The sequence below is a fragment of the Paenibacillus sp. sgz302190 genome (genome assembly GCF_059820445.1).
Genome location: NZ_JBZYAO010000036.1, coordinates 68,209 through 84,836, shown reverse-complemented (window position 1 = coordinate 84,836; position 16,628 = coordinate 68,209). Strand labels below are relative to the sequence as shown.

The following is a 16,628-nucleotide window of genomic DNA, read 5'->3' as shown; positions in this document are numbered from 1 at the left end:
GCAGGCATCGGCGCAGCCGCGGCCGCCGCAGGCTGAGGCGGCCGCGCGGTCCACGGAGCTGCGGCTGAGCCGCTCAGCTCCTTGAGCAGCGATACCACCTGCTTCAAGGTATCGGCCGACGAGTGCGCCGGCTGCTCCTGAAGCAGCGTTTCCGCCTGCTGTATGAGCCGCTCCAGCACTTGTCCCGCGGGCGGCCCCGAAATAACCTGCCGCAGGGCGGCGACCGTTTCCTGCGTAAGGGGAAGTCCGCGCTTGTAGGCCAGAACCGCCGCCTGCGTCCACTCTTCTTTGCCGACGTTCTCGGGAACCTGGCTCAGCAGCGAAGCAAAAGAGCGCACCGTTTCTTTCGTTAAAGGGACGCCTTCCTGCTGAATTTGCTGTACCATTTGCCGGTTCGCGGCATTGTCTTTCAATGAAAAATTTTTCAGCAATTCATTCATCGATTCGTCGGTAATTTGCACAACCGACGATGTGAGCGGTTTTAGCAAAATTTGCCCACCGCTCGATTCCGGCTGAACTTGCAGCATCGTGACGTCGCCTTGCTTCAGAGGCGTCTCCAGCTTCGCGCGCACTTGTACGCCGCCGATATTAAGCAAAGCATCCTGCTCGCTCAGCAGCTGCAGCACGACGCCTTTAACGATTTGTCCCACCTTCAGCTCCAACACTTTCGAATCCGACGCCTGTAAATCACCGACAAGACTGCGGATCAGTCCGCTGATATTCATTCCGATCACCTCATGCCATATAAATCCTTTGCCTTCTACTGAGTTCGCCTATCAGACTCTTATGTATAATATCGGCCCGAAGCCTTATTTTCTTTAAAAATCGATTAAAATAATTCCAATTCCATCTGCTCCGATTGCTGCTCGGCCTGCGCCATTACTTTGCGGATAAATAATTTGCGGTGAAGCGGCGCAGGCCCGTAACGCAGCAGCATTTCCCTGTGATGCTTCGTCGCATAGCCTTTATGTACGGCAATTCCGTATTCGGGATACTCCTTGTCCCAATCTGCGCACATCCGGTCCCGCGTTACTTTCGCTATGACGGAAGCCGCCGCGATGGACTGGCTGAGCGCATCTCCATGAATAATGGCCAGCTGCGGCGAATCGATGTCCACCTTTTCCGCATCGACCAGCAAAAAGTCCGGTTTGACGGACAGCCGTTCAACCGCTTGCTTCATGGCAAGTCTGGCGGCCTGCTTGATATTGATTTCCTCTATGACTGATACGCTGACGACGCCGACGCCGACCGCAACAGCTTCCTCCATAATTCTCTCATACAAAGCGTCCCGCTTCTTCTCGGACAGCTTCTTGGAATCATCCACTTCTTCCAGCACATATCCGGCCGGCAAAATAACCGCCGCCGCAACGACATCTCCGAACAGGCACCCTCGGCCGACTTCATCGATTCCGGCGATTCGGGCATACCCCTGGTCCCACAGCTGCTTCTCATGTTCCAGCACTGGCCACAGCTCCTTTCCATCCCTCCATTATAAAGCATATCGGAAGAGACCGGCACAAAAATTAATAGAGCCACATGTTTCCATCCATCCCCACGGCTTCCGCCTACGATTTCGCTCCATATTTGCACAAAAAGACAGCGCCTGAACAGGCGGCTATCCCCTACGATCCGATCTTTCCGCATGATGGCGCTGCCTTCAAAGTTATACAGCGTGTCGGTACCCTTGCTCAGAATCGGAATGGCCATATCTTCGGTATAGGAATTGATGTCCCGGTATGCTTCCCATAAGCGCAGTATCGTATTATTCGGCGTCCAGCCGGCCTGTTCGCTGAAATAATCGTACGACGAAAGCTCGGGGTTAGCTTGGATATGGTGGTGAATCACTTTATCGAAGTCTCCCCTGACGATGCCCAGCAATCCTTTGATCGAAATATCGTTGGCCTGCACGGCGTAATCGATAATATCACCGATATCTTTCTGCGCCGTTTTCTCGCAAATTAAAAACAGCCGGATATGCAGTAAATCGATGCCTTTTTCAGCCTTGGTACGGATGTTGTCGACCGCTTTGTTGATCGTTGCCGAGCTGCTTTCCAGGTATTGCGAACCTTTCTTCTCCGGGCTCGGAACTTGCAAAATGATTCTGTAATTTTGCTCCTTTTCCTTGCAAATTCCCATGACAACAGGCATGAGCCTTTTGTTAATATCTTTCATATCCCAGCAGCCGGTAAGGATCGCTCCCATGAAGCTCAAAAGCAGCGCCGCGCTAATGCATGAACGTGGGATCAAGCGGGACTCCTCCTATGCCGCAAACTCATCATCCACACGATCAGCGGGATAATGCCGATACTGTACAGGCAAAACAGCGTATTCCAGGACACCAGGAGCTCCAACCGGTCGATGTTGGAAATTACCACGCTGAAACCATACGACAGCACGCCCAGCATGATCACCGCCAATCCCCGGCGTTCGGGCATGAACAATTTTTGCACCAGCCTGCTCAGCATCCATAAGGAAAGCGCACCTTCCGCCATAGAAACCGCAATCATCGATATGACAAAAAAAGTAGGCAGCCAGTCGAATACAACCCACTCGTTATCTACCGTATCCGAAGTCAGCACGTTCGGGTAACGAAAATAGACGATCGATTCCTGTCCGAAAATGAGCATAGGCAAGTAAACGGAAGCGATTCCGAATATAAAAAGAATGCCCAGCACAGCAACTACATGGCGCAAAAGCAGCTTCTGCTTCAATTGGACGAATCCCAGAAACAAAAAGCCCGCATGAGCGAAAAGACTCGCATAAAATTCGGGCCGGCGAACAAAAGTCATCCGTGTATCCAGCAGAGGATAAATGTTGTTGAAATCGAAATTATTATAGCCGCTGATCAGCGAAAACAAAATTAACGGGAGCACGCAAATGAACAGCGTCACCGCCCCCCTTGAAACGGCCTCGATACCTTTCCACCCGGCATAAAACGGAATCGCATACAGCAGTAAAATGAAGACCATCGGGGTTTTCGGAAGCAGCAGCGCGCTGACCGACTCAAACTCGTAGCGGTGAATTAAATTGAAGCTTACGAACAAAAAGACGATAAAAGGAAACAGAATGACCCGCGTCATCCATTTCCCTGAAACGCCTCTGCAAATATCCACAATATCTTGACCCGGATAAGCCGACAGTCCCTTGAGGTACATGCACATAAACAGCAATTCCACAAGAAAACCGGCAGCGACCGGTTCCCATTGCCCTTTTGGCGCGGCCTCGATAATTTTTACCGGGTATACATAGAAATACATCGATATATGGACAATGAAAAATAAAGTTAACGCCAGATACTTGTTCATTCCGATTTACCTCTTTTTGTTGTCAGACTCAAATAGGGAACTCCAAACGCCGAAACGCCCCCTAAATAAAAGCAAAACAATACGAGAGCGGACATAAGGCCAAGTATTCCGTAGAGCGCGCTGAGTGCAATGACGACATACTTATATATACGTATGGAAACCGTGTTCATATAAGTGCCCATCGTAAAATGGGCTATCGTTGAAGCCGCTACGATAATAACTAGAAAATAGCTGACCAATCTCGCCTGCACGACCGCTTGTCCGAGGATGATCCCGCCGATCATCGTAATGGTCGGGCCGATGCTTCTGGGCAGGCGGACGCTGGCCTCGATAACCATTTCCATGACAAACAGCATCAGCATCAATTCGACCAGAACCGGGTAAGGAACGCCTTCCCGCGAGTTGGTGATCGATACCGCCAGCTGAATGCGCAGCAGTTCGGGATTGACGGCGTTGAGGACGATATAGAGACCGGGCATAGAAATAGCTACGATCAGACTGATAACGCGAATCATCCGGTATAAATACATAAAAAGACGGGGCTGATCCTGATCTGTCTTCACTACCCAAAAATCCGATATGATCGACGGAAACGCGATGGAGAACGGAAATTGATCGAGGAAAATAACGACTCGGCCATCCATCAGATTGTACTTGGTCGTCGATGGAAGCTCGGAAGTCAAGTAAGTGGGCACAATGCTGAAACTGGGCTACTTGAGCGCTTTCAGCAATCCTTGCACATCGGCCACGCCCATTTTCCTGTTCTCATGCAAGTACTCGCTTATTAGATTGACGACATTCGGATCGGCCCGGTCTTCCAAGTACAGCACCGCCACTTGTCGCGGAATCGAAGCCCCCAGGGTGAACGTACGGACGGTCAGTTCTTTGGTTCTCATTTTTGTCCGGATCAGACTTATATTGATATTCATATTTTCCGTAAAAGCGTCGAGCGCCGACTGAATCGGATTTTCCGTCTCGGCTGCCGTAATGTTTCGGCCCGTTCGATCGGGGGTCGTATTGACCAGTATATTCTCATATCCGACCTGAGGAAATATGACCAGCATGCCGAGCAGCACGGACTCGACGAGCTCTGCCAAAGTAACGTCCACTCTGGACAAATGGGAGCGCGCGATTTGCTCCATCGGATCGTCGGCCATTTCCATATCGGGCAAACCGACCCGTAACAAGTCGATCGTGTTTTCATAATTGACCAGCGTCTCTAAATAACAGACGTGTAGGCTTGTGTTGAACAGCACAGCTTCTGCAAACACAAAATCGGCATTGTTTTCAAATTGCTGCTGAATATAGGCTTGTTTTTCGAACCTGCTCGTCGTATTCATATCTCCCACCTCGCCTTTATATTGTGAATTTTTCCAGGTTAGTATGCGAGACGGCGCAAACAGGAACGGCAAAAAGAAAAGAGACAACGCCCCCTGCGGCCAGGGATTGCTGCCTCTTTTTGCAAATATTTTTTTATCGCGTTATGTTTGTCTACACTTCCTCCGGCTTTTCCAGGCTGATGCGCCCGAGCTTGCCGGCCCGAAGATCCCGGATAATGATCAGAGATGCTTTGTCCAGATCCACTTTCCCGCCGCTCACGATTGCTCCGCGCTTACGTCCGACCGCTTCCATCACCTTAACGACCTCATTCGGGTCATCCAGATCGTCCGGCAGTTCGGAAATTCCGAAACGTTCCTGCAGGGCGTTCCCGTAGTGCTTCACCATATATTTGATGACGAAAAAAGCGATCTCATCCATATGCAGCAGTTCCTCTTTGATCGCTCCGGTTGCAGCCAGCCTCAATCCGACCATTTGATCTTCGAACTTTGGCCATAATATCCCCGGAGTATCGAGGAGATCCATTTCCGTGCCGACTTTGATCCATTGCTGCCCTTTCGTGACGCCGGGCTTGTCTCCGGTCGCCGCGATCTTTTTACCGGCCAGTTGATTGATCAGCGTCGATTTGCCTACATTGGGAATGCCTACGATTAGCGCGCGCACGGCCCGCGGGTTAATGCCTTTGCGGAGCTGCGCTTCGATTTTATGCGCCCACAATTCTTTGGCCCGCGGTAAAATTTGATTGACCTGCGTGCCGGTTGCCGCATCAATCGGCAATGCTTTCAAGCCCTGATCGGCAAAATAGCGAACCCACTCCGCCGTTGCCTGCGGGTCCGCCAAGTCCTGCTTGTTCAGCAGCACCATTCTTGGCTTGCCTTTCAATATTTCATCCACCATCGGGTTCCGGCTGGAGAGCGGAATGCGGGCGTCCAAAAGCTCGATGACGACATCGATCAGCTTGAGCTTATCCTCGATTTGCCTTCGGGCCTTGGTCATATGGCCGGGAAACCATTGTATGGTCATAATGTCACCTCAAAAATGTATAAAGCTGATTTTGTTTAGCGGCCAGAAGATGACCTCCGCACGGCCTACCACTTTTTCGAACGGAACAAAGCCTACGGACGGGTCGCGGCTGTCTTTGCTGTTGGAACGGTTGTCGCCCATGGCGAACAACTCGTTATCCGGCACTTTTTGCTCGGAGAAGTTCGACAAGTGATTGTACAAACGCCCTTCTTTTTGCGCCTGCGCTATCGCCTCTTTCAAATAAGGCTGATCGATTTCTTGGCCGTTAATGTACACTTTGTCGCCCTCAACCTTGACGGTTTCCCCCGGCAGCGCAATAACGCGCTTAATGTAATCTTTGCCTTCCGGAGCGTGGAAAACGATAACTTCGCCGCGTTTCGGCGCACGAATGTCATAAATGAGCTTGTTCACAATCAGCCTTTCACCCGTCAAAAAGTTCGGACGCATCGAGTCCCCGTCGACGATAAAGGGGGAAAATAAAAACCAACGAATAACAATGACCAGCACGCCGGCAATCGCCAGCGCTTTGATCCATTCCCAAGCTTCGTTTTTGGCCGATTTGGTTTCAGCCGGCGCCGCCTGCTGCTCTATGTAGGGCTTTTCTTGGTCTCTCTGTTCCATTACTGTGTGCCTCATTTCAGTTTTGGGTATGTAAGTGTCCGAGAAAACGAAAGGGAGACTTGCCTGAACAAGCCCCCCCGGTGTCTTATCGAATTTCTTTAATTCTCGCTGCTTTACCGCGAAGACCACGCAGATAATAAAGTTTCGCGCGACGAACTTTACCACGGCGAGCCACTTCAATCTTGTCAATCTTCGGAGAATGGAATGGGAACGTTCTTTCCACACCTACACCGTAAGAAATTTTGCGAACGGTAAACGTTTCGCTGATTCCGCCGCCGCGGCGTTTAATAACAACACCTTCGAACAGCTGAATACGCTCACGCGAACCCTCGATAACTTTTACGTGTACTTTCAGTGTGTCTCCTGGACGGAAATTAGGAATATCCGTACGGAGTTGCTCCTTCGTAATCTCTTGGATCAGATTCATAGTTGACTCCCTCCTTCCACACAGGTGTTCATGCCGCTCGTCCAATGTTTTCATTCTCAGTTGCTATGCGTAGAGGACCACCAGATTCAAACAGGTAATATCTTATCATAATACTATATGGTTTGACAAGATTTTTTTAGATGATTGCCCGCTTTACTGAGCTTTATTATCGGGGGTTCAAATAAAGCAGCAAAGCTTGCGGACATATGTACATGCTAGTGTTGACCACAAATGATGAAAATAACCGTATCTCAACGATAGAACGGAACGCTAGCTGCTCGGCCAAACGAAGGTCGATTACACCTATATTTTTCCAAAATCCAGCATGCTAACATGGAGTTGCGTTCATATCCGAAGAAAGGGATGCGAAATAACAGGCGTCAAGCTAATCATTTCATTTATGAAAGGATGATCATTCATGAAGAAAAAGGTATTTGCCGCACTTTCAATCGCTGCATCGGTATGTTTAGCCGCATTGCCCGTCAACGCCGCAGGGTACAAGTATTTTGAGTTAAATTCGCGACTCGACAAACTGTACTATCAAACCAATTTCATCCCGGGTTCGCATGCTCAGGTCAGTGTAGCTAACGGCGGGTTTTATCACCAATATGAAAGCGATATCAATTACATTCTTTATGACGGTATCGGAAACGTGCTTGCAAGCGGCACTTTAATCCCGTATTACGATTACATCAATGATATAAGATCGGGCGAATCCGGCTTTGGAGGCGAATTCAACACCACTACAGGCGGTTTCCAACTGTATGTGGAATGTGTAAGTTCATCCAGCTGTTATGCCGAAAACTGGCTGGATGTAACGGACTAATAGCAATCGAGGCTGTCCCGCGAGCGGCTTTTAGCAGCCGAACGGTCAGCCTCTTCTTTTTGATCGGCAAAGCCGTGGGCAGCCCTGGAGTGTGCCAGAGACGCGGCTTACGCTTACCCCCCTCGGCTTCGGACTCCGACGATGCTTGGTGGGCGTTCCGCCGGCTACTTTTGCTCTTGTTCCCGGTTCCATTCTTCCGCCCACACCCGTTCTTCCTTGGAAAGCTCCCGGCCTTCCAGCAAATCCGGGCGCCGCTCCAGCGTGCGCAGCAGCGACTGTTTTCTGCGCCAGCGGTCCACATTCTCGTGATGACCGGATAGCAGAATGTCGGGCACTTCCCACTCCCGGAACTTGGCGGGCCTGGTGTAATGCGGATATTCGAGAAGTCCCGTGCTGAAGGAGTCGGTCACCGCAGACATTTCATTGCCGAGCACGCCGGGGAGAAGCCTGACTACGCTGTCTATAACGACCATTGCCGGCAGTTCGCCGCCTGTCAGCACATAATCGCCTATGGAGAGCTCGTCCGTCACCAAGTACTGCCTGATCCGCTCATCATATCCTTCATAATGCCCGCAAATGAAAACAAGATGTCCTTCACCTGACAGCTCCTCCGCTTTCTTTTGCGTGAATGGCGCCCCCTGCGGGCACATCAGAATCACTCTTGGCTTCGCCGCCTCCTCGCCCTGCCGATCTTCGCGATCGCTATCACGGCGGGCTGCCAGATCCTCAACTGCAGCAAAGATCGGCTCCGGCTTCAGCACCATTCCGCCGCCGCCGCCGTAAGGCGTATCATCGACAGTGTTATGCTTATTGTTCGAATACTCGCGAAAATTGACTGTGTTCAATGAAACAATGCCTTTATCGCGGGCTTTTCCCAATATGCTGGACGAGAATACGCCTTGAAACATCTCGGGAAACAGCGTCAATACGTCGATTCTCATTCCAGCAGCCCTTCCATCAAATGAATCCGAATCGTCTTATTCGGCACATCCACGTTCAGGATAACTTCATCAATAACCGGAAGAAGCAGTTGCCTTCCTTTGGGCAAAGCAACGACCCAGACATCGTTTGCGCCGGGCGTCAGCACTTCCGAAATCGCCCCCAGCTCTTCTCCCTCTTCCGTCACGACCTTGCATCCGATAATTTGGTGATAATAGTACTCGCCTTCTTCCAAAGGCTGCTGATACTTTTCTTCGACTTTCAAAAGCGAACCTTTAAATTTCTCGACTTCATTGATGTTCGCAAATTGCGCGAACTGCACAATGTACATGTTTTTATGTAAGCGGGACGATTGCACCGTCACCGGCGTTTGCTTATTTTGGGAATCTACGATAATCAGGGCGCTGCCTTTGTCAAAACGCTCCGGAAAATCGGTCTCGGACACAATTTTCAATTCGCCGCGAATGCCGTGGGTATTGACGATTTTGCCTACGGTAAACAGTTTTTCACTCATACCTGTATGTTCCAACCTCCAAAAGTTGATCCCCGGAAGCATCGAACCGAACCTTTGAAATCGGGCTCAGGACGCTCAGCGCGGGGTGCATTACAATACAAGAAAAAGGTTAGGAACCAATCTCCTAACCCTGTTTCTTATGATACGATTTCTACAGCTACACGTTTGCTTTCTTTCACAGCTGCCGATGTGACAACGGTGCGGAGCGACTTGGCAATCTTGCCCTGCTTGCCGATCACTTTGCCGACATCGTCGGGATGAACGGACAACCGGTACTCGATCTTGTCTTCCTTCTCCACCACGCTGACACGCACTTCTTCCGGATGATCAACAAGAGCCTTAGCAATAACAGTGATAAGATCCTTCATGAACCCACCCTCCGAAAGCTACAGATTACTTCTGTTGTCTCAGCTCGTGAAATTTAGTCATCAGACCTGCTTTGCTGAACAGACTGCGAACCGTATCGGAAGGCTGAGCTCCTGTTTGAAGCCATTTCAGCGCTTTCTCTTCATCAATAGTCACAACCGCAGGTTGAGCTACCGGATTGTAGATACCGATTTCCTCGATAAAACGACCGTCACGAGGGGAACGGGAATCCGATACCACCACACGGTAAAAAGGAGCTTTGTGAGCACCCATACGTTTCAGACGAATACGTACTGCCATGAAAAATCACCTCCTACTCAAAGTAATCTCAAAACTTCTCTGTATCAAAACGGGAACTTAAAGCCTTTCCCCTTGCCCAGCTTTTTCAGGCTTTTGGCCCCTTTCGGCCCCATCATGCCGGAAAACTGCTTCATCATTTTGCGCATGTCCTCAAACTGCTTGATGAACCGGTTGACCTCCTGGATCGAGTTGCCGCTCCCCAAAGCGATCCGCTTGCGGCGGTTCGCATTCAGCAGTTCCGGCTTGCTCTTCTCATCCTTGGTCATCGATTTCACAATCGCCTCGATCCGGGCCATCTGCTTGTCGTCGACCTTGAGATCTTTCATCCCCTTGATCTTGCCCGCCCCTGGCAGCATCTCCAAAATCTGATCAAGCGGACCGAGCTTCTTGACCTGCTCCATCTGATCGAGAAAATCGTCGAAGGTGAATTCGGCGTTGCGCATTTTGCGCTCCATCTCTTTCGCCTTCTCCATGTCGATGCCGGCCTGCGCCTTCTCGATCAGCGTCAGCATGTCGCCCATGCCGAGAATCCGCGAGGCCATCCGGTCCGGGAAGAACGGCTCCAGCGCGTCCATCTTCTCGCCCATCGCGGCGAACTTGATCGGACAGCCGGTCACCGCTTTAACCGATAGCGCCGCACCGCCGCGCGTATCGCCGTCCAGTTTCGTCAGCACGACACCGGTCAGCTCCAACTGCTGGTGAAAGCTTTCCGCCACATTGACGGCATCCTGACCGGTCATCGCATCGACGACGAGAAGAATTTCGTCCGGCTGCACGGCTGCACGCACATTCTTCAGCTCGTCCATCAAGTTCTCGTCGATATGTAAGCGTCCGGCCGTATCGATAATCACATAATCGTTGCCGTTATCCTTGGCATGCTGCAGGCCCGCTTTGGCAATCTCGACGGGGCTCACCTTGTCGCCCATGGCGAACACGGGAACTTGGAGCTGCTCGCCGAGCACTTCAAGCTGCTTGATTGCCGCCGGGCGGTAAATATCGCACGCTACGAGCAGCGGCCTGTGATTTTGCTTTTGCAGCAGTTTGGCCAGCTTGCCCGAGGAAGTCGTTTTACCGGCGCCTTGCAGACCGGCCATCATAATGACCGTCGGAGGTCTGTTCGAGCGGGCCAATTTGCTCTGCGTGCCGCCCATGAGCGCGGTCAGCTCTTTGTTCACGATATCGATGACAACCATGCCCGGCGTGAAAGATTTCATCACTTCCTGGCCGACCGCCTGTTCCTTCACCTTGGCGATGAAGTCTTTGACCACTTTAAAGTTGACGTCCGCTTCCAGCAGCGCCAGTCTTACTTCGCGAAGCGCTTCGCCCACATCTTCTTCCGATAGCTTGCCTTTGCTTCTCAACTTGCCGAACACATTCTGCAGCCGGTTTGCCAATCCTTCAAATGCCACGCGCTTCACCTCCTGCTTCTATTCAATCCATACCGATCATTGTATCAAAAAGCGAGCTTGTTTTCCTCTTCAGCTCGGGCTCGCACTCGTTCAGCAATTGCGCAAGCTCGTCGCGCAGCTTCGTACGCTGTTCATGCTTATGCAGCAGCTTGAGCTTGTCTTCGTAATCGACAAGCGTCTGCTCCGCCCGTTTAATATGCTCATAAACCGCCTGGCGGCTAATGTCGAAATTCTCGGCGATCTCTCCGAGCGAGTAGTCGTCATGAAAATAAAGCTTGAGAAACGTTCGCTGCTTCTCCGTCAGCAAGGGCTCGTAAAAATCAAACAGCAGATTGATTCGGTTCGTCTTCTCCAGCATTTGATCCACGGGCACTTGCAACACCTCCGTAAAGGTCGAATACTTGACAGCAGCAACTTGCAGAACCTATCATACTCAATTCCGAAACCAATGTCAAGCATTTTACCTTGTCAGGCTGCAGCACAGCAAAAATCCCCCGCAGGCCGTTACGGCCCAGCGAAGGATTTGCTTCCGATCGTCAGCTTTCCACTTCTTCCTTCCGCTCGTTTATCCATTTGCCGAACAGCGCATGCACGAACTGCTCCGAATCGAAAGGCTGCAGATCGTCCATCTTTTCTCCGAGTCCGACAAACTTCACCGGCAGCGACAGCTCCTGCCTGATCGCGACGACGATGCCGCCTTTGGCCGTGCCGTCGAGCTTGGAAAGCACAAGCCCGGTCAAGCCGGTCTTGTCGCCGAACAGCTTCGCCTGGCTCAGCGCGTTCTGGCCTGTCGTCGCATCCAGCACGAGAATGACTTCGTGCGGGGCATCCGGAATTTCCCGCTGAATAACGCGATAAATTTTGTTCAGCTCTTCCATCAGATTCACTTTATTTTGCAAGCGTCCGGCCGTATCGCACAGCAAAATATCGACGCCGCGGGTCTTCGCCGCCTGCACGGCATCGTACATAACCGCGGCCGGATCGGCGCCGGATTGCTGCTTGATCACGTCAACGCCGACGCGCTGTCCCCACGTTTCGAGCTGTTCGATCGCCCCCGCGCGGAACGTATCGCCGGCGGCCATCAGCACCTTTTTCCCCTGGGATTTGAACATGTGCGCCATTTTGCCGATCGTCGTCGTCTTGCCGACGCCGTTCACACCGACGAACAAAATGACCGACAGCCCGTTCGGATTCAGGTCCAACCCCGTTCCCGAGTCGCCTTTCAGCAGCTCGATCAATTTTTCCGACAAAATCGGCTGCAGCTCGCTCGGATCTTCGATTTTGCGCTTTTTCACCTCGGTGCGGAGTTCGTCGATCAGCTTGAGCACGGTATTGACGCCGACATCGGCGCCGATCAATATTTCTTCAAGCTCCTCATAAAACTCTTCGTCGATTTTTTTCCGGCGGCTGAACAAATCGTCTACCCGCTCGACAAAAGCGTCTCTCGTCTTCGACAGACCTTCCTTGAACTTGTTCGTCACCGCTTCCGCTTTGCTGGAAATGCTCTCTTTTAAACGTTTGAAAAAACTCATGATCTCACCTGGCTCCCCACTTGATCTATATATTCACTTAAGCCGAAAAGGCCGGCTCGTCGTCTTCCAGACGGACGGAGACAAGCTTGGATACGCCGCCTTCCTGCATCGTCACGCCGTACAGCACGTCAGCTTCTTCCATCGTCCCTTTGCGGTGCGTAACGACGATAAACTGCGTCATTTCGGAAAATTCACGCAAATATTCGGCAAAACGGGACACATTCGCTTCGTCGAGCGCCGCTTCGACCTCATCGAGCACGCAGAAAGGCACTGGCTTGACGCGTATGATCGAGAACAGCAGCGCAATCGCCGTTAGCGCCCGCTCCCCGCCGGAGAGAAGCTGAAGGTTTTGCAGCTTTTTGCCCGGCGGCTGGGCCACGATTTCGATGCCTGTATCGAGCAGATTGTCCGGCTCCGACAAAATCAGGTCCGCGCGGCCGCCGCCGAACAGCTTGGCGAACACAACGACAAAATGCGAGCGAATCTCGTCAAACGTCGTTTTGAACCGTTTGGACATCTCCTGATCCATTTCGCGGATCACCTGGTACAGCGTAGTTTTCGCTTCGATCAGATCGTTTTTTTGCCCGTTCAGAAAATCGTAGCGTTCCGAAACGCGGGCAAATTCCTCAATGGCGCCGAGGTTGACATCGCCCAGCGCGGCAATTTCCCGCTTCAGCTCGCGCACCTTGCTTTGGGTGCCGATCACGTCCTCGGGAACCGGATAGCGCTCTTTGGCCAACTCGTAGCTCAGCTCGTATTCTTCGGCCAGCTTCTTGAGCAAGTTCTCAAGCTCTACGTCCAGGCGGTTTACCCGCACTTCCGTCTGGCGCAGCTGCTCTTCCACCTGCTTCAGCTGCGCGCGCTGCGTACGGGTTTCGTTCTCCTCCTGCTCCAGCTTCTGGAGCCAGTCCGCCCGTTCGGCGCGTTTGAAATCAATCTGCTCCGCGCACTGCTGCTTCCGCAGCTTCAGATCGTTGAGCAGCTCGATTTGCAGCACGGTTTCCCGATCCAGGGCCACGATCTCGCCTTCCAACTGCTCAAGCAGCTGCCTGTTAGTCGCCATCTCCTGGACGGCACCGGCAAGGTCCTGCTGCAAGCGCCTCTGCTGGTCCTGAAGCGACTGCTTTTCCTGCGAAATCGAAGCGACTTTCACCTTCAAATCGGTAAGCTGCGTCTGCAGCTCCTCCTTTTGCGATTCGCTCGCTTTGCGCGTAATTTCCGCATCGCGAATCGCCTGATGCAGCGATGCTTCTTCCTGCTGCAATTCGGCGAGCGCCTGCTCCGCTTCCGTTTTCTTCCGCGTAAAGTCGGCCTGCTCCGCCAGCAGCGTATCCCGGTCCTGGCTGCCGTGCGAAAGCTGCTCTTCCACCGTGCGGCTCTCCGCCTCCAGAGGGTTCAGCTCGGCCAGCATTTGCTGCTCGGCAATCCGCAGTTGTTCGCCCGTTTGGCGCAGCTGTTCCATATTCATCATATCGTCCGTAATTTCCCGCTTCATTACGCTCGTCTTGTCGCGAAGCGCAGCAAGCTGGCTTTCGGAAGTGCGGATCTCCTGATCCAGCTCTTCGATTTGCCGCTGGCGGCCAAGCAGGTTGGTCGTTTTCTTTTGCAAACTCCCCCCCGTCATCGAACCACCCGGATTGACAATATCGCCTTCCAGCGTGACGACGCGGTAGCGGTACTGCCCTTTGGCGGCGATATGGTTCGCATCTTCAAGGCTTTGGGCTACGATAACATTTCCCAGCAAGCTGGAAAAAATATTTTGATATATAGGATCAAATTCGACCAGATTGACGGCCAGTCCGACAAAGCCTTTGGCCGATTTCAAGGCGCCCATCTCGCTCTCCGGAATAGAACGCCCGCGGATGACATTCATCGGAAGGAACGTCGCACGGCCCATTTGGCGCCGCTTCAGGAAAGCAATCGCTTCCCGCCCGTTCTCTTCCGTTTCGACGACGATGTTTTGCAGCGCTCCCCCGAAGGCGGTCTCGATCGCGATTTCCACGTCGGCCGGCACTTTCACCAGCTCGGCGACTGCGCCGCGGATCCCGCGCAGGTCTTTGCGGTTTTTGGCCTTGAGCACTTCTTTGACGCCCTGCATGAAGCCGTCGTAGTCGTTCGCCATCTCCTTCATCGTATCGCGCCGGGAAGTAAGCGCATCGAGCTTCTGCTCCCATTTGCGCAGCATGCCCTGCGCTTCGTCGAGCAGGCCTTGCTTGCTCTTCAAATTTTGCGTCAAGCTGGCATAGCGGCTCCGAACCTCATCGATTTCCCGGACGGTTTGTTCCAGCTTCGCTGCAAGCTCCTGCTTGCGAAGCGCAATTTTCTCCCGCTGGTCCGCCCATTTTTGCCCTTCTTCGTAAAGCCTTTCCAGCCGGCGGCCGAGACTTTCCGTCTGCTGCTCGGCATAACGGATCTCATTGCGGGCCTGCGCCATCCGGTTGAGCGTTTCGAGCAGCTCGCCCTTCAGCTGATCCTCGGGAGCCGAACTGATCCCCCCATTCACGCCCAGCAGGCGCTCCTCTTCCGCGGAAAGCTTCGCCTGAAACTCAAAAAGCTGTGCGCCGATCGCGATAATCTTCTCCCGCTGCTCGGCCAGCTCCGCTTCCTTGTCCGCTTTCCGCTGTTCCTGCAGCGCGATGGTGCCGGTAAGCTGCGCGCGGTTAGCGGCAAAGTTCCTTTTCCGCTCCTTCAGCACCTCGCCGTGGCCTTCGCATTTCTCAAACTCTTCGCTCAGCACGAGCAGGCTTTCCTGAAGCTTCTCCAGCTCTTCCTCCAGCCGGCGCGTTTCCCAGCGGTGCTTTTCCAGCTTCGCGTCATGCTGATTGACGACCGTGGACAGCTCCGTCTCTTCCGCTTGCAGCTTTTGCAGCTTTTGCTTCGCTTCGTTCCACGATACATAAATTTGATCGATCTGGTGCACGTACATCGAGATTTCGCTGCTTTTCAATTGCTCGCGCAGCTCCTTGTAGCGGATCGCCTTCTCCGACTGCTCGCGCAGCGGCTCAATCTGATCCTCCAGCTCGGACACGAGATCGTGTATGCGCAGCAAGTTTTGCTCCGTATCGTTCAGCTTCTTCTCGGCTTCGCGTTTGCGCGATTTATATTTGACAATCCCCGAGGCCTCTTCAAAAATACCGCGGCGATCTTCCGATTTCGTACTCAAAATTTCTTCAATCCGGCCTTGTCCGATAATCGAATACGCTTCCTTGCCGATTCCCGTATCCATGAACAGCTCGGTAATGTCCTTCAGACGGCACGGCTGCTTGTTGATCAAATATTCGCTTTCCCCGCTGCGGTGAACCCGTCTTGTAACCGTCACTTCGCTGAAATCGAGCGGCAAAGACTGCGAACCGTTATCCAGGGTCAGCGACACTTCGCCGTAATTGACCGCCCGCCGCGCATCGCTGCCTGCAAAGATGACGTCCTCCATCTTGCCGCCGCGCAAAGACTTCGCGCTCTGCTCGCCAAGAACCCAGCGGATACCGTCGGAAATGTTGCTTTTCCCGCTGCCGTTCGGCCCTACCACCGCGGTAATTCCGCGGACGAATTCCAGCTCCGTCCTGTCTGCGAATGATTTGAACCCGGATAATTCAATCCGTTTTAAAAACATGGTCTCACCTCATGCCTTATTGTACCATATCCCTTATGAAAATAAGAGATCAACGTCGCCCATTAATGAGATAAATCACTTTGGATATCTCTCAAAAATGGGCGACCCCTCACAACCGGGCCGATAGTATCGGCTGACTGGCCGGGCGGTCGGAAAAAGCCTGCAAAAATACATCTTTTTGCTCGTTGATACGCTGGCAACGAAGAATTCCTGCAAAAGTGCAGGCTTTTCATCGAACTTCGGAGCTTAGGGGCATTTTCAATCGGAAATTCCTGCACAATCGCAGGCTTTTCTCTAAAATGAACCCTTTTGGCGGAAAAAAACTGCATTTTCGCAGGTTTTNATCGGAAATTCCTGCACAATCGCAGGCTTTTCTCTAAAATGAACCCTTTTGGCGGAAAAAAACTGCATTTTCGCA

General features: G+C 52.4%; 15 protein-coding genes and 2 pseudogenes. 1 reads left to right on the top strand and 16 read right to left on the bottom strand.

What is annotated here, in order from left to right; all coding sequences use genetic code 11:
• From AC6RNO_RS28940 to rplS, 8 genes and pseudogenes are all read right to left on the bottom strand, one after another.
• A partial coding sequence (locus AC6RNO_RS28940; protein WP_497107603.1) for a TP0910 N-terminal domain-containing protein occupies positions 1 to 725 on the bottom strand: 725 nt, incomplete at its 3' end.
• A gap of 104 nt (positions 726 to 829) precedes the next feature.
• Positions 830 to 1,462 carry a ribonuclease HII gene (gene rnhB / locus AC6RNO_RS28935; protein ID WP_497107602.1) on the bottom strand — a complete coding sequence of 211 codons (633 nt, stop codon included), beginning with the start codon at positions 1,460 to 1,462 and terminating at the stop codon, positions 830 to 832.
• Between the two features lie 236 nt (positions 1,463 to 1,698).
• A pseudogene (locus AC6RNO_RS28930) lies at positions 1,699 to 2,172 on the bottom strand (Ger(x)C family spore germination protein); the annotation flags it as partial.
• Between the two features lie 71 nt (positions 2,173 to 2,243).
• Positions 2,244 to 3,305: a GerAB/ArcD/ProY family transporter gene (locus AC6RNO_RS28925; protein WP_497107601.1), complete on the bottom strand. Its 1,062-nt coding sequence runs from the start codon at positions 3,303 to 3,305 to the stop codon at positions 2,244 to 2,246.
• A pseudogene (locus tag AC6RNO_RS28920) lies at positions 3,302 to 4,645 on the bottom strand (spore germination protein). The gene AC6RNO_RS28925 and the pseudogene AC6RNO_RS28920 overlap by 4 nt, the downstream one beginning before the upstream one ends.
• A gap of 151 nt (positions 4,646 to 4,796) precedes the next feature.
• Positions 4,797 to 5,666, bottom strand: a complete 870-nt coding sequence (gene ylqF / locus AC6RNO_RS28915; protein ID WP_474687237.1) for a ribosome biogenesis GTPase YlqF — start codon at positions 5,664 to 5,666, stop codon at positions 4,797 to 4,799.
• Between the two features lie 9 nt (positions 5,667 to 5,675).
• The gene (gene lepB, locus AC6RNO_RS28910) at positions 5,676 to 6,287 is read right to left on the bottom strand and encodes a signal peptidase I (RefSeq protein ID WP_497107600.1); all 612 of its coding nucleotides are present in this window, start codon (positions 6,285 to 6,287) and stop codon (positions 5,676 to 5,678) included.
• Positions 6,288 to 6,372: 85 nt separating this feature from the next.
• The gene (rplS, locus tag AC6RNO_RS28905; RefSeq protein WP_379306380.1) at positions 6,373 to 6,714 is read right to left on the bottom strand and encodes a 50S ribosomal protein L19; all 342 of its coding nucleotides are present in this window, start codon (positions 6,712 to 6,714) and stop codon (positions 6,373 to 6,375) included.
• Between the two features lie 418 nt (positions 6,715 to 7,132).
• On the opposite strand from rplS, the gene AC6RNO_RS28900 reads away from it, so the two are divergent.
• On the top strand, positions 7,133 to 7,540 hold the full coding sequence (locus AC6RNO_RS28900; RefSeq protein WP_488438605.1) for a hypothetical protein: 408 nt from the start codon (positions 7,133 to 7,135) through the stop codon (positions 7,538 to 7,540).
• A 164-nt stretch (positions 7,541 to 7,704) separates the two neighbouring features.
• On the opposite strand, the gene trmD is transcribed toward AC6RNO_RS28900, so the two are convergent.
• The 8 genes from trmD to smc form a co-directional block, all read right to left on the bottom strand.
• The gene (gene trmD / locus AC6RNO_RS28895; RefSeq protein ID WP_474687240.1) at positions 7,705 to 8,481 is read right to left on the bottom strand and encodes a tRNA (guanosine(37)-N1)-methyltransferase TrmD; all 777 of its coding nucleotides are present in this window, start codon (positions 8,479 to 8,481) and stop codon (positions 7,705 to 7,707) included.
• Positions 8,478 to 8,993 carry a ribosome maturation factor RimM gene (gene rimM, locus AC6RNO_RS28890; protein WP_488438603.1) on the bottom strand — a complete coding sequence of 172 codons (516 nt, stop codon included), beginning with the start codon at positions 8,991 to 8,993 and terminating at the stop codon, positions 8,478 to 8,480. The genes trmD and rimM overlap by 4 nt, the downstream gene beginning before the upstream one ends.
• A gap of 137 nt (positions 8,994 to 9,130) precedes the next feature.
• Positions 9,131 to 9,361: a KH domain-containing protein gene (locus tag AC6RNO_RS28885; protein ID WP_474687243.1), complete on the bottom strand. Its 231-nt coding sequence runs from the start codon at positions 9,359 to 9,361 to the stop codon at positions 9,131 to 9,133.
• Positions 9,362 to 9,386: 25 nt separating this feature from the next.
• Positions 9,387 to 9,659 (bottom strand): 30S ribosomal protein S16, encoded by a 273-nt coding sequence (rpsP, locus tag AC6RNO_RS28880; RefSeq protein ID WP_474687245.1) that lies wholly within the window; start codon positions 9,657 to 9,659, stop codon positions 9,387 to 9,389.
• Positions 9,660 to 9,703: 44 nt separating this feature from the next.
• Positions 9,704 to 11,068, bottom strand: coding sequence for a signal recognition particle protein (ffh, locus tag AC6RNO_RS28875; protein ID WP_474687247.1), 1,365 nt, complete (start codon positions 11,066 to 11,068; stop codon positions 9,704 to 9,706).
• Positions 11,069 to 11,090: 22 nt separating this feature from the next.
• Positions 11,091 to 11,426, bottom strand: a complete 336-nt coding sequence (locus tag AC6RNO_RS28870; protein WP_497107605.1) for a putative DNA-binding protein — start codon at positions 11,424 to 11,426, stop codon at positions 11,091 to 11,093.
• 178 nt (positions 11,427 to 11,604) lie between these two features.
• Entirely contained in the window at positions 11,605 to 12,600 is a 996-nt protein-coding gene (gene ftsY / locus AC6RNO_RS28865; protein WP_497107599.1) for a signal recognition particle-docking protein FtsY, read from the bottom strand.
• A 37-nt stretch (positions 12,601 to 12,637) separates the two neighbouring features.
• Positions 12,638 to 16,210, bottom strand: a complete 3,573-nt coding sequence (gene smc / locus AC6RNO_RS28860) for a chromosome segregation protein SMC (RefSeq protein ID WP_497107598.1) — start codon at positions 16,208 to 16,210, stop codon at positions 12,638 to 12,640.
• Positions 16,211 to 16,628 lie beyond the last annotated feature (418 nt).

Coding starts and splice junctions, on each gene's coding strand:
- AC6RNO_RS28925 (WP_497107601.1), bottom strand. CDS start 3,305: ATGAACAAGTATCTGGCGTTAACTTTATTTTTCATTGTCCATATATCG.
- ylqF (WP_474687237.1), bottom strand. CDS start 5,666: ATGACCATACAATGGTTTCCCGGCCATATGACCAAGGCCCGAAGGCAA.
- lepB (WP_497107600.1), bottom strand. CDS start 6,287: ATGGAACAGAGAGACCAAGAAAAGCCCTACATAGAGCAGCAGGCGGCG.
- rplS (WP_379306380.1), bottom strand. CDS start 6,714: ATGAATCTGATCCAAGAGATTACGAAGGAGCAACTCCGTACGGATATT.
- AC6RNO_RS28900 (WP_488438605.1), top strand. CDS start 7,133: ATGAAGAAAAAGGTATTTGCCGCACTTTCAATCGCTGCATCGGTATGT.
- trmD (WP_474687240.1), bottom strand. CDS start 8,481: ATGAGAATCGACGTATTGACGCTGTTTCCCGAGATGTTTCAAGGCGTA.
- rimM (WP_488438603.1), bottom strand. CDS start 8,993: ATGAGTGAAAAACTGTTTACCGTAGGCAAAATCGTCAATACCCACGGC.
- AC6RNO_RS28885 (WP_474687243.1), bottom strand. CDS start 9,361: ATGAAGGATCTTATCACTGTTATTGCTAAGGCTCTTGTTGATCATCCG.
- rpsP (WP_474687245.1), bottom strand. CDS start 9,659: ATGGCAGTACGTATTCGTCTGAAACGTATGGGTGCTCACAAAGCTCCT.
- AC6RNO_RS28870 (WP_497107605.1), bottom strand. CDS start 11,426: ATGCTGGAGAAGACGAACCGAATCAATCTGCTGTTTGATTTTTACGAG.
- ftsY (WP_497107599.1), bottom strand. CDS start 12,600: ATGAGTTTTTTCAAACGTTTAAAAGAGAGCATTTCCAGCAAAGCGGAA.
- smc (WP_497107598.1), bottom strand. CDS start 16,210: ATGTTTTTAAAACGGATTGAATTATCCGGGTTCAAATCATTCGCAGAC.